This is a genomic window from Vibrio sp. TAP-3B, from assembly GCF_057784735.1.
The window spans coordinates 103243-127941 of sequence record NZ_CM173496.1; the positions used below are offsets into that span (position 1 = coordinate 103243).

General features: G+C 43.5%; 22 protein-coding genes. 10 read left to right on the forward strand and 12 right to left on the reverse strand.

The window, feature by feature from the left end:
• Positions 1-34: 34 nt before the first annotated feature.
• On the reverse strand, positions 35-1993 hold the full coding sequence (locus AC3D28_RS14885) for a diguanylate cyclase domain-containing protein (protein ID WP_488536521.1): 1959 nt from the start codon (positions 1991-1993) through the stop codon (positions 35-37).
• 317 nt (positions 1994-2310) lie between these two features.
• Between AC3D28_RS14885 and AC3D28_RS14890 the strand changes: the two genes are divergently transcribed.
• Genes AC3D28_RS14890 through AC3D28_RS14900 form a run of 3 tightly spaced genes read left to right on the forward strand, consistent with a single transcriptional unit; the run spans position 2311 to position 4681 of the window.
• Complete coding sequence (locus AC3D28_RS14890; RefSeq protein ID WP_488536522.1) at positions 2311-3066, forward strand: 5-oxoprolinase subunit PxpA; 756 nt, start codon at positions 2311-2313, stop codon at positions 3064-3066.
• Positions 3066-3749 carry a 5-oxoprolinase subunit B family protein gene (locus AC3D28_RS14895; protein WP_488536523.1) on the forward strand — a complete coding sequence of 228 codons (684 nt, stop codon included), beginning with the start codon at positions 3066-3068 and terminating at the stop codon, positions 3747-3749. The genes AC3D28_RS14890 and AC3D28_RS14895 overlap by 1 nt, the downstream gene beginning before the upstream one ends.
• Positions 3746-4681, forward strand: coding sequence for a 5-oxoprolinase subunit C family protein (locus AC3D28_RS14900; protein ID WP_488536524.1), 936 nt, complete (start codon positions 3746-3748; stop codon positions 4679-4681). Before AC3D28_RS14895 ends, AC3D28_RS14900 begins: the two co-directional genes overlap by 4 nt.
• 40 nt (positions 4682-4721) lie before the next feature.
• On the opposite strand, the gene AC3D28_RS14905 is transcribed toward AC3D28_RS14900, so the two are convergent.
• The 3 genes from AC3D28_RS14905 to AC3D28_RS14915 form a co-directional block, all read right to left on the reverse strand.
• Positions 4722-6161 carry an FAD-dependent oxidoreductase gene (locus tag AC3D28_RS14905; RefSeq protein ID WP_488536525.1) on the reverse strand — a complete coding sequence of 480 codons (1440 nt, stop codon included), beginning with the start codon at positions 6159-6161 and terminating at the stop codon, positions 4722-4724.
• Positions 6162-6512: 351 nt separating this feature from the next.
• Positions 6513-8969, reverse strand: a complete 2457-nt coding sequence (locus AC3D28_RS14910; RefSeq protein WP_488536526.1) for an ABC transporter permease — start codon at positions 8967-8969, stop codon at positions 6513-6515.
• On the reverse strand, positions 8969-9661 hold the full coding sequence (locus AC3D28_RS14915) for an ABC transporter ATP-binding protein (RefSeq protein ID WP_488536527.1): 693 nt from the start codon (positions 9659-9661) through the stop codon (positions 8969-8971). Before AC3D28_RS14915 ends, AC3D28_RS14910 begins: the two co-directional genes overlap by 1 nt.
• Here AC3D28_RS14915 and AC3D28_RS14920 point away from each other — a divergent pair.
• The 4 genes from AC3D28_RS14920 (at position 9660) to AC3D28_RS14935 (ending at position 15393) form a co-directional block, all read left to right on the forward strand.
• Positions 9660-10262, forward strand: a complete 603-nt coding sequence (locus AC3D28_RS14920; RefSeq protein ID WP_488536528.1) for an arylesterase — start codon at positions 9660-9662, stop codon at positions 10260-10262. The two genes, AC3D28_RS14915 and AC3D28_RS14920, sit on opposite strands and share 2 nt — an antisense overlap.
• 82 nt (positions 10263-10344) lie before the next feature.
• Positions 10345-11544: an enoyl-ACP reductase FabV gene (gene fabV / locus AC3D28_RS14925; protein WP_488536529.1), complete on the forward strand. Its 1200-nt coding sequence runs from the start codon at positions 10345-10347 to the stop codon at positions 11542-11544.
• 212 nt (positions 11545-11756) lie between these two features.
• Positions 11757-13682, forward strand: coding sequence for a bifunctional diguanylate cyclase/phosphodiesterase (locus AC3D28_RS14930; RefSeq protein WP_488536530.1), 1926 nt, complete (start codon positions 11757-11759; stop codon positions 13680-13682).
• 55 nt (positions 13683-13737) lie between these two features.
• A complete protein-coding gene (locus AC3D28_RS14935) occupies positions 13738-15393 on the forward strand; it encodes a P-loop domain-containing protein (RefSeq protein ID WP_488536531.1) in 1656 nt (551 codons plus the stop codon).
• Between the two features lie 85 nt (positions 15394-15478).
• On the opposite strand, the gene AC3D28_RS14940 is transcribed toward AC3D28_RS14935, so the two are convergent.
• Both AC3D28_RS14940 and AC3D28_RS14945 read right to left on the reverse strand, forming a co-directional pair.
• Positions 15479-16099, reverse strand: a complete 621-nt coding sequence (locus AC3D28_RS14940; RefSeq protein ID WP_488536532.1) for a DNA-J related domain-containing protein — start codon at positions 16097-16099, stop codon at positions 15479-15481.
• Positions 16100-16225: 126 nt separating this feature from the next.
• Entirely contained in the window at positions 16226-17065 is an 840-nt protein-coding gene (locus tag AC3D28_RS14945; RefSeq protein ID WP_098414031.1) for an isopenicillin N synthase family dioxygenase, read from the reverse strand.
• Positions 17066-17344: 279 nt separating this feature from the next.
• On the opposite strand from AC3D28_RS14945, the gene AC3D28_RS14950 reads away from it, so the two are divergent.
• Complete coding sequence (locus tag AC3D28_RS14950; protein ID WP_098414032.1) at positions 17345-17941, forward strand: DUF2238 domain-containing protein; 597 nt, start codon at positions 17345-17347, stop codon at positions 17939-17941.
• Here AC3D28_RS14950 and cutA read toward each other — a convergent pair.
• The 5 genes from cutA to AC3D28_RS14975 all read right to left on the reverse strand — a co-directional run bounded on the left by cutA (position 17903) and on the right by AC3D28_RS14975 (position 20947).
• Positions 17903-18235: a divalent-cation tolerance protein CutA gene (gene cutA / locus AC3D28_RS14955; protein ID WP_098414033.1), complete on the reverse strand. Its 333-nt coding sequence runs from the start codon at positions 18233-18235 to the stop codon at positions 17903-17905. The two genes, AC3D28_RS14950 and cutA, sit on opposite strands and share 39 nt — an antisense overlap.
• A gap of 13 nt (positions 18236-18248) precedes the next feature.
• On the reverse strand, positions 18249-18500 hold the full coding sequence (locus AC3D28_RS14960) for a hypothetical protein (RefSeq protein ID WP_098414034.1): 252 nt from the start codon (positions 18498-18500) through the stop codon (positions 18249-18251).
• Positions 18484-20193 carry an SgrR family transcriptional regulator gene (locus tag AC3D28_RS14965; RefSeq protein WP_098414035.1) on the reverse strand — a complete coding sequence of 570 codons (1710 nt, stop codon included), beginning with the start codon at positions 20191-20193 and terminating at the stop codon, positions 18484-18486. Before AC3D28_RS14965 ends, AC3D28_RS14960 begins: the two co-directional genes overlap by 17 nt.
• Positions 20194-20272: 79 nt before the next feature.
• The gene (locus tag AC3D28_RS14970; RefSeq protein ID WP_098414036.1) at positions 20273-20506 is read right to left on the reverse strand and encodes a DUF3389 domain-containing protein; all 234 of its coding nucleotides are present in this window, start codon (positions 20504-20506) and stop codon (positions 20273-20275) included.
• Positions 20507-20512: 6 nt separating this feature from the next.
• Positions 20513-20947 (reverse strand): hotdog fold thioesterase, encoded by a 435-nt coding sequence (locus AC3D28_RS14975; protein WP_098414037.1) that lies wholly within the window; start codon positions 20945-20947, stop codon positions 20513-20515.
• A 202-nt stretch (positions 20948-21149) separates the two neighbouring features.
• On the opposite strand from AC3D28_RS14975, the gene AC3D28_RS14980 reads away from it, so the two are divergent.
• Positions 21150-21938 (forward strand): M48 family metallopeptidase, encoded by a 789-nt coding sequence (locus AC3D28_RS14980; protein WP_488536533.1) that lies wholly within the window; start codon positions 21150-21152, stop codon positions 21936-21938.
• A 73-nt stretch (positions 21939-22011) separates the two neighbouring features.
• Here AC3D28_RS14980 and AC3D28_RS14985 read toward each other — a convergent pair whose 3' ends face one another.
• On the reverse strand, positions 22012-23094 hold the full coding sequence (locus AC3D28_RS14985) for a site-2 protease family protein (RefSeq protein WP_488536534.1): 1083 nt from the start codon (positions 23092-23094) through the stop codon (positions 22012-22014).
• Between the two features lie 357 nt (positions 23095-23451).
• On the opposite strand from AC3D28_RS14985, the gene AC3D28_RS14990 reads away from it, so the two are divergent.
• Positions 23452-24687, forward strand: a complete 1236-nt coding sequence (locus tag AC3D28_RS14990) for an outer membrane protein transport protein (protein ID WP_488536535.1) — start codon at positions 23452-23454, stop codon at positions 24685-24687.
• Positions 24688-24699: the final 12 nt, after the last annotated feature.

The window sequence follows — 24699 nt, forward strand, 5'->3', positions numbered from 1 at the left end:
GAATCGGTTTAGTCTAAAGCTTTAGTGCTATGATTTAAACGGTCTCCTGTAATTCACATCCTATCAATATTGCTTGCCCTTTTCCGGCTTTCTTTGCTTGATACATTGCAGTATCTGCGCTTTTCAAAATTCGCGTTGCGTCCCGTTCATTAACACCCACTAATTTGACACCAATACTGACACCCACTCTAAGGTCGTTGTCTTTGTATTCTATTGGCGCGCATACATTATCTAATAACTGTTCTGCGATCCGAGTAACCACTTTTTGGTTGGCAGGGTTCACCAACATAACAAACTCATCCCCAGAAAGTCTTGCGATTAAATCACTGTGCCTTGTTGCTGATGTCAGACGTTCCGCTACTTTTTTCAGAACTTCGTCACCGGCATCGTGCCCGTAGGTGTCGTTCACCTCTTTAAAACCATCTAAATCAAGATAAAGCACCGCGAATTCATCACGCAAGTACACTGATCTTTGCACCAATTTTTCTAGCTGCAAATGAAATTTCGAACGATTGGCTAATCCTGTGAGCGCATCATGATGAGCTAAGTATTCTAAACGCTCCATCTCTTTTGCGCCGGAGAGATCGGTAAGCATAATGACAAGATCATAAAATCCGTGATCTTCACATTTAACGATGCGATTTACCTTTGCAAACATTGGTACCAATTGACCTAGTTGGTTTTGCTCTATGACTTCCCCTTGCCAGACGCCGTAGTTTTCGATCGACTCAATGATATTTGGCATCATTTCCTGCAATTTGCGCCATTTTAGTGTTTGAATGAAAGATTTTCCTACAAGTTGATCAGCCTCTAGCCCTACCAGCTTGGTCACTGCGGGGTTTACCATTGTAATGACTCCACGATGATTAAGCACAACCAAGCCATCTTGACTACTCTCAAAAACACGACCAGCAACACGCTGCCTGTTCATCGCTTCTTCAATTTCAGTAATATCTTGAATAGAGAATAGTAGATAGCCATGACTGGAGAAACGACGACTCGTTAAACTTAACTGTTGCTGATTATCGATATTTTGCAGATGAATATCATCACACTCTAACCCTCGGCTGAGTATTTGGCTCAATTCATTTGGTGTCTTGGTTTTAATCAAGTCACGAATGCTTGCGTGTTCAAGTTCTTTTGGTTTTTTTTGAAATATTTGATGAGTTGCAGTGTTGCAATAAATAATACAGCCAAGATTGTCGGTAATTACCAATGCCTGCTGAACCGACTCTAGCACCCCTTCAAAAAACGCCTTTTTTTGTTCGAGTGTTTCCAGCGAGTACTGACGTTGCTTCTCTCGTTTTTTCAACAGATTCATCATTCGGTTAAAAGAATGCGCGAGATCACCCATTTCGTCTTTGGAGTAATAACGAACTTCAACATGGGTAGTTTGTCCATTCGTGAGATTGTCTATACCGTACTTTAGCTCAAGTATGGGTTTTAGGATAAGTCGCTCAATACTGATGTAAAAAATCGCACCACCAGCGACAAGCAGGAAAAAGAGTATTATACCGTCTTGCTGTATAGGCTGATGTGCATCAAAAATTGGTTGGTGCGACAGCGTGACTTTTATGGTCCCGATTACATGCCCGTCATGAACAATAGGTTCTAATACATATAGAAACTTAGCGAACAGCGCATAGCCTAATGCAGGTAATTGACTTAGTTCATTTTGGTTTGGAACTGGCGCTGAGAGATCGCGTTCTTCTAAGACAACAAAGGGTTGGTCATCTTGGTCGTATAACTTTACTCGAGCGACATTGGGTTGTGTTAAAAAACTGGCAAGAATTGTTTGGGCTTTTTGCTTGTTCTTTGTTGTAAGCGCATCTTTAATTGAGAAAGAAACGTTGTTAATCCAATTTTTGGTCTGTTCAACCAACTCATGCTTTGATGATTGGTATGCAGTATACGAAGTGTAACCTTTTGAGATAACAAAGATAGTCGTGATAAATACCAGAATCGGCAAGATAAGCTTTGCTCGTAATGACATATATATTCCTGTCGGAAGACAACAACCAAATCACAGACATGTGATTGTGCAACCTATCACCCATTAAGGGTGGGAAGATTAACACGATGTTAAGATAAAATAACTTTAGATTCTCAAAAATGGGATTAAAACTGAACGAAACATCTTAAAGTTCGGACCAATTCAAAGAGCACTTCGCTCTTTCTAGGCTCAGTGATCTTGTTCGCCGCACATTTGGCACTCAACCTCACTCTCATCCTGGAAGAATGAACTAAGTCACTGAACCGGGATGCATTTTCCTGCATCGTGAAATAATAGCCTGTACAAAAAAGAAGCGTATGACATTGAATAAACAGCAACTTACACTAAATTGTGATATGGGCGAGAGCTTTGGCTATTGGTCAATGGGCGCTGATGAAGACGTGATGCCTCATATCGATATGGCCAATATTGCTTGCGGATTTCACGCATCCGACCCTAATGTGATGCATGACACCATCACCCTTGCCAACGACCACGATGTTGATATTGGTGCTCATCCTAGTTATGCCGACCTTCAAGGGTTTGGTCGGCGTAGTATCAACATGACGGGTGATGAAATTACCAATATGGTCATCTATCAAGTTGGAGCACTTCAAGCCCTTTGTCGAGCGCAATGCACTGATATTCGCTACATTAAGCCTCATGGCGCGTTGTATAACGACATGATGAAAAGTGATGCAATACTGCGAGCGGTAGTTAAAGCTGCAGCCCTTTTTAAAGTACCTCTCATGATCCTTGCCTCACAAGAAAATGAAAAGTACCTAGAAATCGCGGATGATTTCGACGTCCCTTTATTGTTTGAAGTCTTTGCCGACAGGCAGTACCAAGACGATGGGATGCTCACGCCAAGAACACAACCAAATGCAGTATTAACATCTGAACATGCCATACTTGAACAAGTACGTTCCCTCGCTGACTCTGGCCGAGTAAAAGCGGCATCAGGTAGTTATATTTCACTGGAGGCTGATACGATTTGTGTTCATGGCGATAACAAGGAGTCAGTCATCTTAATCCAGAAGATCCGCCAGAGTTTGTATGCAGGAGGGAATTAATGCATCAAAAACGATTTAGTATATCTTGGGTTTCCGAATGTAGTCTCTTGGTCAAGTTCGACGAACGTATTTCTGAAAAAGAAGTGGGTGAATTAGCTCGTAAAATAAAACACATTTTGGCCAAGGTCATTATGAACGTGATTCCTTCCTACCGAACTATATTAATCGATTACCTTCCCTTCAGAATAAGTGAATCACAATTGATGAATGAATTGCACCAACTCATCGAGCAATTCGATACCCCATCTTCAAACCTCGTTCAACCAAACCAAATTAACATTCCTGTCTATTACTCTGAAGAAACTGCACTGGACTTATCGCGCTTTCAAAGCCAAGAGCTATCTCTAGAGTTGCTTATCGCATTACACACTCAAGCGGTTTATACCGTTTCAGCGATTGGTTTTGCTCCCGGTTTTGCATTCCTTTCGAATGTCGACAATCAGCTATACATGCCAAGGCTTGAAACACCAAGAACTCACGTCCCAGCTGGCAGTGTAGGTATTGCAGACAACAAGACGGCAGTATACCCGTCAGATAGCCCTGGTGGATGGAATATTATAGGAAGAAGCCCGACGTCTCTTTTTTCTGACATTCCACCTTTTATACCATTCGAAGTGGGTGACAATGTCACGTTTTATTCCATTTCGAAAGAGGAGTTTATCAAGTTAGGAGGCGCATTATGAGTTATGCCGGATTATTGGTAGAGAAGCCAGGACCACTTTCACTGATTCAAGACTTTGGTCGTTTTGGCTTAGGGCATATTGGAGTGACTCAAGGGGGCCCGGTCGATGATTTTGCTTATAGTTGGTCCAACTACCTTCTCGGTAATGCTGTTAACTGTGCTGCCATTGAAATTACTTTGGGTAATGCGTGTTTTGTTGCTTTACACAACTGCCACCTAGCGATTTGTGGTGGCGATTTGAAGGCAACCGTAAACGGCGACCCCATTTCTAACTGGTCTGACTTTACGTTAAAAAAAGGACAAAAACTTCATTTTGGAGTAGCACAAAACGGGTTACGTACTTACCTGGCTGTTAAAGGTGGATTTGATATCGCTCAGCACTTAGGAAGTACTTCGACTGTCGTTAGGGAGTCTCTTGGTGGTTACGACTCTAAAGGTGGTGCTCTAAAAGCTGGCGATATTCTGCCCTTTTTTCCACATAACCTTCCAAAGCATAAACCGAGACAAATGACCTTTCGCTTTAAGCCGGATTACAACTTACCAATCCGTTTGCGAGTCATTGAAAGTTATCAAAATGCGGATTTTGACGAAGATGCTCGCCACGCGTTTTACTCGAACGCTTTTACAATCTCTCCAGATTCTAACCGGATGGGTTACCGCCTTGAAGGTAAGTCAATTAAGCCGCCCTATGATGGGGTGCCGTCTGAAGGTATCGCATTAGGGTCAATCCAAGTTCCTAGTGATGGAAACCCAATTGTATTGCTTAATGACCATCAAACCATTGGCGGTTATCCTAAATTTGGCTGCGTTGCCCGAATCGATCTGCCAAGGTTAGCGCAAGCCAAGCCAGGGCAAAAAATCAGTTTTGTAAAAGGCGACAGGAAAAGATTACAAGACGCATGGTGCCAATGGGCTCGGTTTTTTGGTTATTGAAAAGCGATAACCGTTTCCCGCCTGAGCCCATAAGTGAAGTTTATATCAACAACCCGTAACGTTCTGCTAACGCTTGTGGATAATCACGTTCCTGGGTCAGTTGGATAGCGTATTGCTCCACTTCTTGCTCTGACCAATGAACGGCGATGGGGTGCTGTGATTCAACGTCCTGACTTGGCTCAATATCAAACCAATATTGCAGCATTTTTTGTGCCGCAAGTAGCGTTGATGAGGCTTTTACAACCTCGATACGAGCGTAGTGATTTTTCTCAAAAGTCACATCCGAAGCCCTTAGTACAGGATCGGTACCAGGTATTTGCTGAGCACCAAACAGTGCCTTACCGCCTTTAACTGCCGATTTATAATCAGGGATAAACTGCGCCATGTGCTGGATAGCATTATTGGTTCTTTCTTCTAACACGTCCTCTCGCCAACCATTGCGGATCTTAGAAAGTAATGGAACAGGCAATGTAGGTTGAGCAGAAACGTAAGTACTTTCGACTAAACCACCTTCAAATAAAGTAATATCCTTTGTCATTCCATGAAGCTGAAAGTAACCATCGCCGTATGGCGTCAATTGTGCCATTCCTTTGTCGGTTCCACGTGGTCCATGAAAGATGACTTCGGGCCATTGTTGTTGGCAGTCTTTCCACTTGGTTACATAGGCGGCTTTAAACTCGACCAATCTATCGCGTTTTGCACCAACTACATTATCCAAAGACCCCGTTTCGAAGCCACACGCGTTAACGAGGTAATCACATGTTAATAAGCCATCAATACCATCACGCTCATAACCAAGTTGCCAACCATTACCCGTCCAGTCGGCTTGCGTGAGTTTGGATTGAGTAAACACCGAAGCGTTTGGCAAACTCTCTAAGGTTAAATTTGCAATTGCCGCAAGGCGAAACACACTCCAACCATATTCCTGAACGGCTACAACTGGATATTTTAATTCCTCGAGGTCCGCATGCTGAGCAAAAGGAATACACCATTCATCAAAGGTTGAAGGTTCCTTTGGTTGCGTACAATTTGCTAACGCAATTAACTCTTCTTTGGAGTACAGTTTGTAATACTCACTTGGTTCGCCAAGCACTTTGTTTCTCACATCTTGGTCAACAAGAGTTTGATAAGCGTTTTTGATGACTTCTAAGCGAGGAATGAGCGTTGATGGATCACTGCCGTCTGAGTATGGAACCGCAATCATAGTCGGACGAATATTCAGTGAACGTGGATACAGTCGAACCGTATCAATGGATTGAGCAAGCAAGTCCAAACACTGTTGCTCAGAGATCTCACGGTATAAGTTACCTCCCGCATGCAAGTGACAGATTGGGGGACCATTCACCAGGGATGCCCCTTTTTCTATTACAGACACTTTAAATCCCAGCTCCGCAAAGTGAATTGCTGCTGTTGCACCTGCGACACCACCACCGACGACGGCGATGTGCTTATCTTTATAATTTGGAAACTCAGACTTCATTGCTTCACTAAAAATTTTATAAGGAAAATTCTTTACTAACAGTGGATTCTACTCGTGTTTGAACTTGAATAAAATCACAAAAAGTTCATGGGTTTGCGAAATAATCCAATAACTTCTCATGGTGTATTCAACAAGAAAAAAATTCCAAAAAAGTACTTGACGACATACTTGGGAATAGACTTTTTTTAGCTCGTGTGAATAAGATTTTCACTGTAAGACCCATGGCACAAAGCTTACAGAAACACCACCCTTTTTACCCTTTTTAGTTATCCAAAAAGTTATCCACTGTTTTTGTGGATAACTAAAATAAAGTGTCATCGCATGCCTGTGATTTAATAACATTCATCGCGATTAAGTGTTTATTGGTGTTAACAATCTTTTCAATAAGCTCATTACCACAAGCGCTAGGGTAACGAATGTTGCGAGCGGTAAAGCTATCCATAATTTAGGGTGTATTTGAGCTTTGAGATCAAACCCATAAGTCATCACTGCAGCAACACAAACCTCGGCCGCAAACACTGCTACACCGCTGGCAATGAGTGCCATGATTCCGTACTCGGCCCATAGCGTCGTGTTGATTCGCTTTTTGCTCGACCCTAATGTGCGATACAACCGAATTTCTTGCTGACGTTGAGACAAACTCAAGCGTAATAGCGTGAAGATAAGCAGCAGTCCTGCCACAACCCCAAGTAATGCAAGAATCGTAATCGCCGATACTATTTGTTGAATCAACGCTTGGACCTTCTCACCCATCGTACGGATATCTAAAACGGATACTGTAGGGTGCGCTCGAGACATGGACGTTAACAACTCTTCATTCCCTTCATTTATTCTATAGCTGATGAGATACGAACCAGGTAAACTTGCCATGACGTCTGATGAGAAGATGAAATAAAAATTTGGCTTCATATCACGCCATTCAACATGACGGATCGTATCTACGGTTGCATCAAAGTTTTGACTGTTGATAACAAACCTGAGTTTATCGCCAAGCTCAATACCTAAGTCATTAGCTACATCCGCTTCAACGGACACACTGCCTTTATTCGTCCACTCGCCAGATAGCACTTCATTGTAACCGGGAAGACTATCACCCCAAGTGAGGTTGAGCTCACGACGTATTGCATCGGATCCTTCCCCTTCGTAGTCAATGTCTTTAACGCTTTGTCCATTAATTTCACTCAAACGACCTCGAATAATTGGAAACGCCTTTGACCTCGTAACATCATTTTTGTCCAGCGTACTTAGGTACTTATCTAGTTCGTAATCGCCGATGTTTAATGCAAACACATTGGGAGCGTCAGCTGGTAGCGTTCTCTCCCAATCAGCAAGAATATCGCTACGTACCAGCCAAATGATGGACAATAGCATCAATGACAAGGACAACGCCCCAAACTGCAAACCACTCGTGACTGGCGTTCGATTGATACGGCTTAGCGCCAACTTCATCGTTGGGCGTGTTGAAAAATGAGCAAACAATTTCGTCAGTGCCACACTCACGGCGGCAAGTACAACAAATAAGGCAGCGATACCAGCGAGAACTATCCAAACCAAGGTGTTATTTGCATAAAGCAGTAACAACGGAATAATGGGAACCAGAATCAGCAACATACGCTTCCAAGAGCGCTGTGCTTTCCCCTGCTGCATAACTTCTAACGCTGGCGTTTTAATCAATCCAAGTAATGGAATACCTAACGCTGGCACCGTTATCAGTATCGCTGAGATAAATGACACTAAAAATGGTGTGAAGCCATAACTAGGCAGTGGGTCTGGTAATAGATCTTTGAGCGGAATACGCAGTAAATATTCTAAGCCGCTGCCAAGCAGCAAACCAATGACACTGGCACTAATGAGTAATATAAAAGCTTGGATGAACAACCATTTTTCAATCCAGCGACGACTCGCCCCAAGGCTTTTTAACATGGCGATGGTTTGCGTACGGCTATTTACATAGCTCTGGCATGTCAGAACCAAAGTGGTTGCCGCCATAATAATCACAATTGCCACCGTTAACGATAAATACTGCGTCGTTCTCTCGAACACTTCATTACTGCGGTTGGCAGTATCTTGCGTGCGCCAACGGTCGCTCGGAGAAAGTTCTGTGTTATCTTGCAGCTGCTTTAATGTTCTATCATCTACCTTTAAAAACAGACGATACTGGACGCGGCTCCCTACTTGAATCGCCCCCGTTCTTTCAACGTCTTTTTGATGTATGTACGCTGATGGCATTTGTTGGAATGGATTAAAACTTAGGCCTGGCTCCATTAGGACGGCGCCAGAAACCGTAAAGTTAGCATCACCTATGGTCACTTTGTCACCAGGCTTAACCTCTAACTGAGCCATAATCCGCTCATCCAACCAGAGCTGATTTTCTTGCACACGCCCGGACGTGTTGTTATCTAACACAAGCTCGCCCATTAACGGATATTGGTCATCCACGGCTCGAACAGAGATAAGCTGCATACCGCTTTCGCTGAAAGCCATAGTCGCGAACCGAGTCATCGTCGTTTTTTCTAGTTTTTCGGTCGACGCTAATAAAGTTTCAGGGATGGGGTTTGCGGAAACAAAGACAGCATCGGCGGTCAACGCATCTTTCCCCTGCTTAACGATCACTTGCTCCATACGCTCAGCTAATGCAGAAAGCGCAAAAATACTCGCGATAACCAGAATCAGCGCGACACTAATAGGCCAGAGATTGCCCTGTTTTATTTCTCCTAAGCTCCAACGTACTAAACTCTTGTTTGGAGAATGTTTCACAGCTCTTCCTTGCTCTGTAGATGCTTGCTCACTTGACGACACTGCAGACATTACCCCTCCTCCTTAAGCTCACCGGCCTCCATACGATAAATACGGTCGCACCGACTGGCTAAATGGCCATCGTGAGTCACTAATATCAAGGTAGTACCATGTTGCTCGTTGAGATCAAATAGTAGCTCTATCACTTTATCTGCAGTTTGATGATCGAGGTTTCCCGTTGGCTCATCAGCAAATAACAATTCAGGTTGAGTCATAAATGCACGGGCTAATGAAACACGCTGTTGTTCCCCCCCAGAGAGTTGACTGGGTAAATGCTCAAGGCGCTTTTCTAAACCTACCGCCTTTAATAATTCAGCGGCTCTTGCTTCATCTTCGGCTTCACCACGTAAAAGGCAAGGTAGCGTGACGTTACGTAAAGCGCTCAGACTGGAGATAAGGAGAAAGCTTTGGAACACAAACCCCAGCGAGTCAGCTCGGATTTTCGCGCGCGCTTCATCGTCGAGCTTGGACAGTTCATGCCCAAGGAGTGTGATTTCACCCGTTGTTGGTGTATCGAGACCAGCAAGTAGCGTCATTAATGTCGATTTTCCCGCACCAGAGGTACCAACAATGGCAATTTTTTCACCCTTTCTGATGTCAACATTTACATCCTTAAGGATTGTTAATTGTTCTTGATTAGTAGAAACTTGTTTACAAACCAAATTCGCTTGAACAATAGGTGCTTTAAGTACAGGTGTTTGCATGATTCGTATACTTTCCTTAGTTCTCTTTTTTTGTCTTCCCGCTACAGCGCATGCGAGCGAAAAGCTACTTGTGTTAGGAGATAGTCTGAGCGCAGGCTACCAAATGCCAATTGAGAGTAGTTGGCCTAGCTTACTCCCTGATGTGCTGTTAGAACATGGTCAAGATGTAACAGTTATTAATGCCAGTATTTCTGGTGACACGACGGGGAACAGTTTAGCTCGTCTGCCCCAGCTTCTAAACCAACACACACCCGACATGGTTTTAATTCAACTGGGTGCAAATGATGGCTTACGAGGTTTTCCCCCTCAACTTATTACGTCGAATCTTTCAAAAATGATTACTATGATCAAAGATTCTGGTGCTGATGTTGTCATGATGCAAATCCGAGTTCCACCTAACTATGGCAAGCGCTACAGCGATATGTTTTACGACATCTACCCTAAGCTTGCTGCACATCAACAGGTTAAATTGATGCCATTCTTCTTAGAGCAAGTCGTCACGAAGTCAGAGTGGATGATGGACGATGGTCTTCACCCAACGCCTGAAGCTCAACCTTGGATCGCGGATTTTGTGGCTAAAGAATTGATTAAACATCTCTAATTTTAATGGTCTAGCTCAATAAGTTTTACTTTACTTTACGTTAATCTATTCTCAATTCCACTCATCGAGGATAGATAACAACATGCGAATCGAACCGTTAATTCAAGGTGTTGTTGCTCGCTCTGCGCATCCAAACGGGTGTCACGCATCCATCAAAGAGCAAATTGAATACGTAAAACACGCCACTCAGATCAAAAATGGCCCTAAACGGGTTCTGATTATTGGCGCTTCCTCTGGTTTCGGGTTGGCGGCTCGTATCGCCCTTACCTTCGGCGGTGCTGAAGCTGATACCATCGGTGTCTCTTTTGAGCACGGCCCATCAGAGAAAGGCGTGGGTAGCGCAGGTTGGTATAACAACATCTTTTTTAAACAAGAAGCAAACCATGCAGGCCGTACAGCCATCAATATTGTTGGCGATGCATTTTCTGATACCGTACGGAATCAAGTCATTGAAGCCATTGAGACGTATTTTGAAGGCGAAGTGGATTTAGTCATCTACAGTTTGGCGACGGGGGTGCGACCTAAACCGGATTCAGACGCCTTCTGGCGTAGCGTCATTAAGCCGATTGATGAACCGATCACTGGCGCTTCTATCATGTTGGAAAATGACCAATGGGTAGAGACCACGTTAAATCCTGCTACGGAAGAAGAAGCCGAAGCAACGATTAAAGTCATGGGTGGTGAAGACTGGGAAAGCTGGATTGACACACTGATCAACACAGAATCGCTCGCTCAGGGCTGTAAAACCATTGCCTTTTCTTACATGGGCCCCGATGTCACGCACCCTATCTATCTCGATGGGACGTTGGGAAGAGCTAAGATCGATCTGCATCAGACCAGTCACGCCTTAAACCTAAAACTAGCCAACTTTGATGGCGGTGCATACGCGACCGTGTGTAAAGCACTGGTCACGAAAGCAAGCGTTTTCATTCCTGCACTTACGCCTTACCTACTCGCACTGTATCAAGTGATGAAAGAAAAAGGCACGCATGAGCGCTGTATCGAACAGATGCAACGCCTGTTTACAACCAAGCTATATAACCAAAATAAAGTACCTGTCGATGGCGAGCGCTTAATTCGAATTGATGACTTAGAGCTTGATCCCGATGTACAACAAAAAGTGCATTCAATTCTTGAGCAAATGAATGCCGATAATTTCAAAGAACTCGGTGACTACCAAGGGTTTAAAGATGAGTTTATGAAACTCAATGGCTTTAACTTTGAAGGTGTTGACTACTCGCAAGCTATCTCCATTGAGTCTTTAATAGCACTCAAGCCATAGCGCGTTGAACTTGTTTCACTTTTGAGACGCTTGATAATAATTTTTCTAGTCCTGAAAGCTTTTCAGGACTTTTTTTGTTTCCCCCACCAGCCCTCTATACTTAAGTTAACTAAGTGATGATATACTCAGCAGCTTGAGGTTATTTGGGTATATATCCCAATAAACTCACTCTTTAATTCACAGGAAGTGAACGACTGCAAAGGACCGCCTATATGGGGAAACTCCATACATTAGATTATGAAATTCCTGAGTCTATGCAGAAATGCTGGCAAGAGATCGTCAATTTACTCGCTCAAATAACAGACGTGCCCACCACTCTTATCATGCGTGTTCATCAAGACCGCATCGAAGTCAACACCTCAAGTGAAACTCAAGATAACCCCTATCAGTCCGGAGATACAGAAGCACTTGGCAATGGTTTATATTGTGAGTATGTAATTCAACATAAAAAAGAGCTGGTCGTTCCGAATGCATTAACCGATGAAATATGGTGCGACAATCCAGACATTAAACTCGGTATGATCTCCTATTGTGGCTTGCCTTTATTTTGGCCAAATGGCGAAATATTTGGAACCATTTGTATGCTCGACACCAAACAGAACGAATACAATGACACTTATCTTCAGCTACTGGGGACTTTCAAAAACTCGATAGAAGCCCAACTCTCTATCGTTCATCAACAATACAAAGTTCAACGTCTAAATCATGAGCTGAAAACCCGTGTAGAAAACCGTACGACTGATCTTGCCCAGTTAAGTTACTCTCTAACCAAGGAAATTGGTCGACGAAAAGCAGCAGAAAAGCAGGTGACTTACCAAAAAACGCACGATCAAGGGACAGGTTTTTTAAACCGAGTGGCACTAGAGGCCGTTATTGACGATAGGCTCCAGTCACTTGACTATGACCAACAAGCATTAATGGTTATTAATGTTGGCTTTAGCAACGCCCGTAGTGTTCAAACTCGGTACGGTTTTGAAGCCTTTGATGAAATATTGAAAGAGTTTCGTTTTAGATTGGGTAAAAAAGAGTCGAACTATTTTGTCACTGGTCGGCCAAGTTCAAATGACCTCGTGCTCTTACTCTGCGGAAGTGACGTTGACGCTAAACTCCACAAGTTACTCGACGACATAACAAATATCAGTGTTGGTAATTTCTACATCAACGATACAGAAGTCCACCTCCACTCTTACATTGGCGTTGTGCAAGCTCACCAAACCAGTGACGCGAAGCAACTTCTACAAAACGCGTGTTATGCCATGCTGCTCTGTAAAGAGTCTGGTGAAACGTATAGTTACTTTTGTGAAAATCACTCAGATAAGCTCAACCACCACAATCAGTTAGAAAGTTATCTGTTACAAGCCGTACGAAATGACGATCTCATGTTGTATTTTCAGCCTAAAGTTCACCCTCATACGCACACATGGGTTGGCGCAGAAGCCTTACTGCGCTGGCGACACCCAATACTCGGTGACGTCTCCAATGAAGCGCTAATACATATGGCAGAACAAAACGGACTGATTTTTGAAGTCGGATCTTTTGTGCTTCGTACTGCCATCGATAAAGCCAAACAATGGTCTGAGTTAATTGATAACTTCAAAATAGCGGTAAATATTTCTCCTATCCAATTGCAAAATGTAAATTTTGCCGAACAAGTTCAACATTTACTTGAGACCTTCCATCTCCCTGCGCATTCTCTTGAACTCGAAGTGACCGAAAGTGCCTTGATTGCGGATGAAGTGGTTGCACGGACTACGTTAAATAAACTTCACAAACTCGGGGTGACGTTATCACTTGATGATTTTGGTACTGGTTACGCCTCTTTCAGTTATTTAAAGAAATACCCTTTTGATACGATCAAAATAGATAAGAGTTTTGTCCAGCAAATGGAAAACTCAGAGGATGATCGAGCTATCATCTGCTCTATCATACACATTGCAAAAAAATTGGGTCTCCAAGTGGTAATTGAAGGCATTGAGTCGCTTCAGCAGGAACAATTTCTCATTGCTGAAGGCTGCGATATCGGCCAAGGCTTTCTCTATGGTAAACCGATGCCCAGCAATGAATTTGAGCAAAGTTTGTTGAATCAAGGCCTTTCTGACCAGCAGCACGTTATTCTTCCTAACCATTCTCTTTACTAAGATGACGGTGGTTTCTATAATCGCCGTCCGCTCCTAATAAAAGGCCAATATCTTCATGGATCAGTTGACTGCTACGCTTAAGAAAATTGAAAAGCAGAACTTTCGCGCTTATCAGCAAATCAAAGGTCAATACGACTTCACTGATTTCACTTTGTTTATCGATCACGTACAAGGTGACCCTTACGCTTCAGCGTCACGTATTCGCGCTACGCGCGCATGGTCTTTAACAGGGCTAGAATGGTTAAAAGACGAATCCCTAGCGTTTCAAAAAGCGGCTCGTGATTTTATTGCACGTAGCTTCGATCAGCTCGCCAAACAAGAAAACTCCGTATCGATCGCGCTGAGTGGCCAAACAGTACTAGACAATACCGCTGTCTTGTTTACCGAGGAGGGCATAGAACTGCGTTTTCGAGTTAACCTTCCAGCCGAAGGTCGTTCCGTACTAGGTAAAAAAGCCAATAACATTCTGACTTTCCATTTGCCTAAATTTATCCGTCGAGCCACTTTAGAACGTGAACTCGACAAGGATGCCCTGCTCAAACACTGCCAAATAACGGAAGATCAAGAAGCATTAAGAGAGCAGTTAGAAGCGAATAGTCTGGTCGCATTTGTCGCAAACGGGAGTGTTCTTCCACGTATTGCTGGCAACTGTGATTTGCCAATGAAAGAAGCAGTTGAGTTTAAGGCTCCAGAATCACTCCAAGTTACATTGCATGCACCAAACAAAGGCTATGTTACAGGACTAGGTATTCCCAAAGGCATTACGCTGATTGTTGGTGGTGGTTTCCATGGAAAATCGACACTATTAAATGCGATCGAACGCTCTATCTACGACCACATTCCTGGCGATGGCCGCGAGTACATTGTCACTGATAATAAATCGATGAAGATCCGCGCTGAAGATGGCCGTTGCGTGCATCACTTAAACTTATCCAACTACATAAACCATCTCCCGATGGGTAAAGACACCTCGGACTTTTCTACTCAAGATGCTTCAGGTTCCACCTCCCAAGCAGCTTGGCTCCAAGAATCTATTGAAGCGGGCGCCGGTTCACTTCTTATCGATGAAGACACCTCGGCAACAAACTTTATGATTCGTGATGAGCGCATGCAGGCACTGGTAGCAAAAGGTGATGAACCTATTACACCGCTTGTCGATCGCATCGGTCAACTGCGCGATGACCTAGGTATCTCAACGATTATTGTTATGGGAGGCTCCGGGGACTACCTTGATGTTGCCGATACTGTGATTCAAATGCATGACTACCAAGCTGTCGATGTGACTGAAAAAGCGAAACAAGTGATTGCTCAGCACCCGACTCAACGTCACAACGAATCAGAAGAAAGTCTGCAAACCTTTCCTCCTCGCTCTTTAAATCGCGTTGCATTGATGAACATTCTGACTGACGGAAAATTCCGTGTGAATTCAAAAGGAAAAGAGTCACTTCGCTTTGGTAAAGAGTTCACAGACTTAAGTTCACTTGAGCAATTAGAGTCGGCAGATGAAGTAAACAGCATCGGTTGGTTATGGTTCCAGTTAGCTCAATTACCCGGATGGTGTGAGCACCCTGCCAAAGAAATTGAAGAAATGCTTGCTGGGGACTGGCACGCAACATTACCAAAACAAGGTGACTTAGCGAAACCACGTACGTTAGATGTTATGGCGGCGCTTAACCGAATGCGCAAGTCTCAGTTTAAACCATCACGTTAATATCTCTTTCTTCCAATAACCTCTAGAAAAAAGAGACAGTTCAAAATACATTAAGAGAGATAGTGGTAACGCTATCTCTTTTATTTTATCCATTTCGAAGTACATTCCATGCTTCACACAATATTCTAAATTGTTCCGCGTCACCATTTTCACGGTCTGGATGCCAGCGCAGTGCGAGTTTTCGCCACTGTTTTCGGATGGCCGTTGGCGTTGCATCCGTATTGAGTTCAAACAGTGCTAATGCCTTCGTCTTATCGATACAACTTACTGTCGAGCCACCCATGAATTTTTGGTACGTGGTCCAAAACTCGTTGAGTAATCGACGGACTTCTTCTTCATTCGCCTCGTAATTATTCCAGTCTAAGTAATATTCACGCAACGGATCATGGATATCGACCACACGCCGAGCGGCTTCAAGAGCGGACATCAATTTGATATTCATCGCTTCTACTTGCAACCAGCAATCTGGATAGAGGCTTTCTTGTAACTGAAATAGCGCATTCATAACAAGAAAATTTCTTTTAAACAGATTTTTGTCTGGCGAAGTGTCCAGTTGTGGTATGTAGCCTTGTTCGCTCAACTTACTTGCTATGGTGTGCACTTTCCAAGCTGAAGGCTGCTTTCTGAGAATGGCTAGCATCGGCCATAATAATGGATTTTCCATCTCATGCTGACCGCCTTGGCGGATAGTGTGTTGCTCTTCCATGCATCCTCTCTGATTTGAGCCTAGAGCGATAATGTTAACCGAAATACTGTATAACCTTTTGTAACATAAACGCAAAAAGGCCGATAGTCACAAACCACCGGCCTTGGGAATAAGATCGCGTTAAGGTTAGATAACACCTAACTCACGTAAACGCTCCATCAGGTAACTATGTGCGGTGTAACGCTCAGACAGTACAACTTCCGGTTTTGGGTGTAAAAATAGCGGCAATGAAATACGTGCTTTTTCTTGGCGTCCACCGGTTGGATTAATGACACGGTGTGTGGTTGATGGGAAATAACCACCAGAGGCTTCTTGCAACATATCACCGATGTTGATGATCAAGTTACCGAAATCACACGGGACATCTATCCACTCGCCCTCCTTGCTCTTCACCTGAAGCCCTGGCTCATTCGCAGCAGGAAGAACAGTCAATAAGTTAATGTCTTCATGTGCGGCAGCACGAATTGCGCCCGGCTCTTCTTCTCCGGTCATTGGTGGGTAGTGCAGAACACGCAGTAATGTTTTATCACTGTTGTTGACCATTTCTGACAACGCAATAGAGAATTTCTCTTGTACCTCTTTTGGTGCGTAGGCTTCTACCCAGCCTAACAGTTCTTGGGCAAACGTATTGGCTCGCTCATAGTATTCCAAGATATCAGCTTTAAGTTGCTGTGGAATTTGACCCCACGGATAAACGTGAAAGTATTCCTTAATGTCTTTCACTTTGTGCCCTTTGGCGACTTCAGAGACAGAAGGTGGGAAATAGCCATCTTGTGTATCAACATTAAAGTGAAACTCATTCTTTTGCTCTGAACAGAAAAACTCATGCCAGTTTTTGTAAATTGACTCTACTAACTCTTGCGGTATTGGGTGGTTCTTCAACACACCAAATCCGGTTTCACGCAGAGAGGCAACGAACTGTTGAGCAGCATCGTTAGCAAGATAATCGACAGTTTCCAGTTTCATGGCTTTACTTCTTTTTTATTAGACTGAGTTGTGAATTCTATGGATGGCCATGTTGTAAATCAAACTTTAATGGAATGTGCGCACGCAAACGTTTTAATGTTGAGCAGCTTACCAATAATTCAACATTTTCGGTGTTTGTCATTCCTACAAAGACAAATAATTGCACGCCGTTCAATTAAGTGTAATCATGATTGAGCTTTATTGAATTTTTTAGGTTAACAGAGCTTATTGTGTATGGAGTTCTCGTTGTACAATTGAATTGAAGGATCAAGTAACCCTATGAAAAGCACATCTACACTCTTAGGATTGACGGTTTTTTACGCTATCATTTTTTTATTCTCAGCACTTGAACCAAATTCACGCGCAGTATGGTTTGCTGAAATTATTCCTGCGATCGGCATTCTAATTGCAATTTGGGCGATTTCCATTCGCTACCAATTTAGTAATACCGCTTATGTTTTAATGTTTATCTGGCTCTGTTTACATACTATCGGGGCGAAGTATACGTTTTCCGAAGTGCCATTTGATTGGTTTAATCAATTGATAGGCTCAGAGAGGAATAACTTTGATCGCGTTGCGCACTTTGCCATTGGTTTATATGCCTACCCAATAGCAGAATACTTGATTCAGAAGAAGAAATTTAATACGGCATTTTCTGGTTGGTTTGCTTTGTTTGCCATCATGTCTTTAGCGGCGAGTTATGAAATTATTGAGTGGTGGTACGCTGAACTGGCCGGCGGTGATGAAGGTATTGCCTTTCTGGGTTCACAAGGCGATATATGGGATGCCCAGAAAGACATGTTATGCGATACCGTGGGTGCGGCATTATCGTTATTTTTAATGTCGACTCAACGTCGATTCTCTAATCCACTCTAGGTATGGGTTAAGTCCATCCACAATTGGAACCTGTACTATTTGAGCCACTTCATATTCGTGCAGGTTCTCTATTTTCTCTTCGACCAATTCGTATAACTCTCGACGGGTTTTAATCACCAACAACCATTCGTGATCAGTACAAATTTCCCCTTTCCAGACATAGTGACTCTCAATTGGCATTGTTTGAATGCACGCCGCTAACTGTGCGTCCAACAAGCCTTTAATGATTTGATCTCGATTTTGCACATTACTTGTGGTGCTTAACACCATGCAATAGTCATGTTGTACACTCATTTATCATCCTTCATTATTTCATCGTCACTTTGCCGCCAATCATTTTATAAGCTGGCGTGCCTCTCACTAAGGTTTCTCTTGCAAACTCTTGCTCGCAACTAGGACAAATGCATGGCGTCTGCGTGAAATCGTTCACGATACGTTCCTTAAAGCATTTTACTAAAGCCCCTTTTCCACCTTTACGATACTTAAATAATTGAGCCTTACACTTTACACAGAAGACGTCGACGGTTTTAGTCGGTTGTTTTTTATTCGGTTTCGCCATGATTTTTTTCTAAATTTGGTTTTACCCATACATTATTGAAGTCAAACCAACCTAACGCATTACATTTTGCATTTTGTAGCGCACCACTGTGGTCTTTATTCACACCGAGCCAGCAGTGAAACATTGGAATAACTTGGCAGCTTTTCACAAGTTGCCTTCCTAGTTCACGCGCAGGAAAATCTGGATACTCCCCCGCTCGCCACTGATCAACCAAAGTCGCCCACTCAGAAAAATCGTAGTTAGAACTAAATTTCTCAATATCACTATAGTCCAGAAGCCAACCCGCAAGGGCGTCATTTCTATTCGTCGCAATCCCCATGGCTTTAACCCAGATGTCAACCTCTTCAGGTACCGGCGGTTGAGCATCATAACGAATAAATTTCACCTCAATACCATGCGGTTTCAAAAGATTTTTAATGCTCTTGGCGATCACTGGAAACATTGGATGCTTCTTCTGATAGGCGACAGAAATTATTTTTTCTGTTTGAGGCACGCAACCCGCTTCTGCAGGTCTTAAGTCAATCCAACCCGGTTTGAGTCCAAACGCCTGTAACACACCGAGCTCAATCACTTTATCTTGAGGAACGCGAGCATAAATCTGGTGGCTATTCAGTGTTTGTGAGAGAAACTCCGCCCAACGCGGATCTTTAGCGATGCCTGTATTTTTATTTAGCAATAGGAAGGTGCAGCCCGGATCGAGTTCAACTTCATCGGATGAACCGGGTTTATCCATCTGTGGTTTAGATAAACTAGGATACACCATTGAAGAATATGCTTCGTCAATGACCCAGACTTCCACTTGGTCTAGTAACGGACGAAAGCCAAAGTAGCCATCAAAAGCAGTAAGAATAAGGCGCTTGTCATCATTCACCTTAACTTGAAAAGGTCCGGTTCCTACGGGTTGCCGATCATAGTTTTCAGAACGTAAAGCGCTCGGTAATAATATTTTTGCCTGTGACTCACTTAACGCCAATGGTAAATAGCGATCTGGGCGTACGAGTTCAATATCAATGGTCCAAGCTTGTGGGGAGGACACCTTCTTGATGTGTGAAAATAGGTTGAGATTACGGAGTGCCAAGACACTCTCTAACACACAGTCCGTTGTAAGAGGCTCGCCATTATGGAAACGAACACCACGACGCAGATAAAAACGCCAATGTGTATCGGATACCGACTCCCAAGTATGGGCTAAATCCGCTTGGAGCTGTTCATGCTCATCGAGGCAAGTTAATCCACTAAAGACTTGTCTTGCGATGTGCTGTTCTGAGCGTCTCATTTGCTTTTGTGGATTGAGCATCGTCAATGGTCGGTAATAAGGCAAACGAACGACTTGCTCACCTTGCCTATGCTGCAGTCCTAGATAGCCTTGTATAACCTGCGTGAGGCGCGCAGCATCATTATCGAGAGCTTCTAGTGCTTGACCTATTTTTCCTTCATCCAAATAACGTCTGGCAAGATTTTCGCTTACATCGCTACGGTTACGTTTAAAGATCAGCTTGGAGAGTTTTCCACGACCCGCGGCTGGGTGCCATTCAATCCAGCCCTCTTCTTCTAACTTGTTGAGGACAATACGAGCATTACGCCGCGTACAGAACAGCGCCTCGGTAATATCTTCGAGCTGGACTTCTGTATCGTGACCGGCAAATTTTTCAAATAGTGTTTCAAACTGAACACGTAAACGAGGGCTGCTCATAAAGAGGAAATACTTGTCTTATTTTCGATAAGTTAAGTTTCCTCATTTTTATGAGAAAGTGCAAATGTAGAGTGGTAAATTATTGAATATCGATGCCTATTTCTTGTGCAAGCTGGGAAAGCTGCTCTTGATTGTCTAATTTAATAGACCACTTACACTCTGCGCCATGAGACAAAACCACGTTCGCACCTCTTCCCAGTAACTGGATAGCGTCCGTTTGTGATTGCAACGTCACCATTGCGCTGCCTGCAAGCTTAATTACGATTTCACGCTGGGTCGCAATGATTTTACCGAGTGAAAATTGAATAACCATATGACTCTACACCGACTTGGTTTTATGTTGTTTTACGGCAATGGTCAAACGGCTAGTACACACTAAGCGGCCACGCTCATCGGTAATATTGATTTGCCACACTTGTGTCGAAATGCCGAGGTGTATCGGTTTTGCTGTGCCAATCACATGCCCACTTCGCATGGCACGTACATGGTTGGCGTTGATATCTAAACCGACACAGTAACTGCCTTCATCCACAGAAAAGTTCGCCGCTAGTGACCCTAATGTTTCTGCTAATACGACCGAAGCGCCGCCATGAAGCATCCCTAATGGTTGGTGAGTAAAATGGCAAACCGGCATGCTTGCCGAGAGGGAGTCGTCCGTGAAATTGGTATACACAATTTGCAAATGCTCCATCATGGTGTTTTTTGATGTGCTATTCAGAATCTCTAAGCTAACGGGCTTTTTCCATATACTCATATTTTGCTCTTATTTCACAAACTTAATTGTGGGATTGTAACGATTTATCAAGGCGCTAGCATAGACTTTACTTAGGCATAACTTCAAGATGTAACCTGCAATATGTCTTATCACGCTAGTGAATAACTTGATCCATGCATCATGTTACTATTTGGGTATATACTATTGCTTCAAAACAAAAATAATTTAGATGGAGCCTATTATGAAGGTATGGATGAAAGCCTCTGCTCTTTTAACTATCGCGGGCTTAACGGCGTGTAGCGCATCACCGACTGGCCGTAACCAGATCCTGATGTTTTCAGATCAAGAAATGTCATCGCTTGGCGCCAAGTCTTTCGAACAAATGAAGAAAGATATCCCAATCAGCAAAGATCGCAAAACGAATGCCTACGTCCAATGCGTTGCCAAACACATCACTGACACCATTCCTGCTCAAGCTGGATTTAAAGATTGGGAGGTGGTTGTTTTTGATAGTGAACAAGTCAATGCGTTTGCTCTACCTGGTGGGAAGATCGGCGTTTACACGGGGCTTTTAAGTGTCGCGAAAAATCAAGATCAGTTGGCAACAGTCATTGGTCACGAAGTGGCTCACGTCCTTGCTGACCACAGTAATGAACGCCTTTCACAAAGCCAGCTAGCAAATGCAGGGCTTTCTCTGGCAAACGTTGCCATTGGAGCTTCCGAGTATAAACAGTATCAGCAAATGACGATGGCCGCGCTTGGTGTCGGTGTCCAATACGGTGTTATTTTGCCATACGGTCGTACACAGGAATCCGAGGCTGATATTGTCGGGCTTGAGTTTATGGCAAAAGCAGGCTTCGACCCACGTCAAAGTGTCGACTTATGGAAAAATATGAGTGCGGCATCAGGTGGTTCTCAACCACCTGAATTCTTCTCAACTCACCCATCGCACAGTACGCGTATTAAAGATTTACAAGCAACCATAAATAAGTTGCCTGCGTATAATGCGAAAGCGCCAAAATGTGGCTAAACTTCTGCTACCAGTGTCTATTATTCGCAAAAAAGCTCCCTAGGGAGCTTTTTTAATGGGTATAAGGAATAGTTTAAGTACCCAGTATCTGTAGTGGCAAGCTCAACAGGCTATCTCCAAGGGTAGCAAAATACCAAATGATAGCGACAAAACCGCCGACAGAAACCAAGTACCAAACAAACGAGAAAAGCTGTCCGTAACGCGTTAAGGGCAATAAATGACTATGATGGCGAGCTTTCCATTCCATCACCACTTCCAACATGCCCATAAGCAGTAAAAAACCAAGCAAGGTTAATCCGAATGAATAACTCAATGCGATCCCTAATAGTGCAGTAACAATACTGCCAGCCAACCCTACCCATGTATTCATCGAGAAGGTAATGCTTTTAAGTATATGACCACCATCTAAAGGCAGTATAGGTAATAGATTGAACAAGTTTAGCAAGGCGTTAAACACCGCCAGCCCCGCAAACATGACCTCACCCGTCATCCAATAAAGTAATGTAAATACCAGACTGAGGACCAAGCCAAAAAAAGGCCCCATGATAGAAATCACAACATCTTGCCAACGTGTGTTGATCTTTTCATCACTTAACGCCAACCCGCCTAGGAAGGGAATCAAATAAATGCCTTTGGTTTTCATACCAAAGTACTTCATCGCTCTAATATGACCATATTCGTGAAACACTAAACAGGCCACCAGCGCCAGCGCAAACTCGATAGAAAACAACCATGAATAAGCGGCTAAGCTTGCTGAAGCTAATGCCACTTTAATGACTTTCGCACTCTTGAGCGCTTTCATTCCTAGAGACACAAGCCCAATAAGACTCAAACGTTTTTCGGTTGAAGGAGCCACAGTCGGGACTTGGCGTTCAATGTCTTTTTCGTTCCGTGAGCCTTCGCTAACCAGCTCACTGTTAACCGTCAAGCGATAAGCCAACTCAAATGGTTGCCACATAAGGGAACAGTCCAACTGGCATAATAGAATGTCTTCTCCTACAGAGAGTTTGAACTGATGTGAGCGGGTTTCAGCGTCATCATCCTTGGCATCAATCTGGGAGACTAATGTGTTGTCCCAATACAACTGTTGCCACCCAGCTAGAGAGCCTTCTAACCTCAACGGACGTCCTAAAAATTCAATATGTAGTAATTCCAACGCGATTCCTATTGCGATATTCACAAAGCGCGAATTATGCCTGTTAAGTAGATAAACGGCAAAATGCACTATCTCTTGGTTTAATCTTCATTTCGTCATAAGGAGGATAAAACCATTCTGGTCAAACCATTCATTAAAAAAATACAACTTTAATACATAGCGTTACCGCCCACCGTTTGACCTATGCATCAAATTTAACACACAAAATACGCTCAAACTTTGACAAGTTATCATACATACAATTAACATTACATTTACATCACAGTTGTATTCCAATGTAATGACAACTGCTGAAAGTGACATACAACAATTACAAGGACTTCGGTCTAACATTACCACACCCTAGGAGGGTCAAGGATGAACAAGAAGCACTGCTCTCTGCTTACAATTTCAATATTGTTTGCGTGTCATGCCCATTCAGCGGGCTTCCAAGTAGCTGAGCACTCGGCATCTGGTCTTGGTCGAGCATTTTCCGGTGAGGGAGCTGTCGCAGACAATGCCAGTGTCCTTGCGCGTAACCCAGCGGCGATGACGCTTTTTAAAGAAGCTCAGTTCTCTGGTGCGTTGTCTATCATCGATCCTGAAGTTGACGTTTACGATACCTACCACAATGAACAATCTAAAGACATCGCCCCTTTACAAGTTGTGCCGGCTGGTTACTACATCAGCCCTATCAATGATAAATGGGCTTGGGGTATTGGTATGTTTACAACCTATGGTGTCGCGACCGATTACCCAGATGACATCTCCGCTGGTGATATGGCGGGTGATACCTCTCTGCTTTCCGTCAATATTAACCCAAATGTTGCTTACCGTATTAATGAATCCTTTAGTGTTGGCGGCGGTATCAACCTAGTCTATGCCGAAGCAGAACTGACTCGCCATAAAGGGGCACTCGCCGGGGTGTTTGGCGGTAATAAATCTGACAACCTTGTTGGTATGGAAGGCGAAACCTTCGCTTGGGGTTGGAACATTGGCGCGCTGTTCGAATTAAATGAAAACAACCGTTTTGGCTTCGGCTACCGTTCTAAAGTGGATCTTGATTTTGATGATGGAGAGTTCAGCAGCTATGACTCTGGCATTGCTACATCAGCAAAAGTGGATGGCCGTCTACAGATATCTCTTCCATCGATCATTGAACTTTCTGCTTTCCATCAGCTAAATGACCAATGGGCCGTGCATTACGGTTGGCAACAAACTGATTGGAGTACATTTAAAGAACTCAAAGCGACCAGTAACGAATGTAATGATGGGGTGTGTTTCTTCAAACCAGAAAAGTACGAAGACAACAACCGCTACTCTGTTGGTGCAACGTACACTCTCAACACAGAATGGACATTCCGTGCAGGCTTGGCATACGACGAACAAGCCGGTAAAGCCACATTGAGCATTCCCGACAGTGATCGTATGTGGTACAGCGCTGGCTTAACTTACGCGATGAACGAGAATCTAACTTTTGATGCAGGTTTCGCGCTCGTGAAGAGTGAGTCTGGCTCTTTCACCGAGACTAATGCAGCTGATCAAGAGATTAAGTTCAATTCAGAAGGCACAGCCTACATTAGTGCAGTGCAGATGAACTACACCTTCAAATAATGGGATTACGGA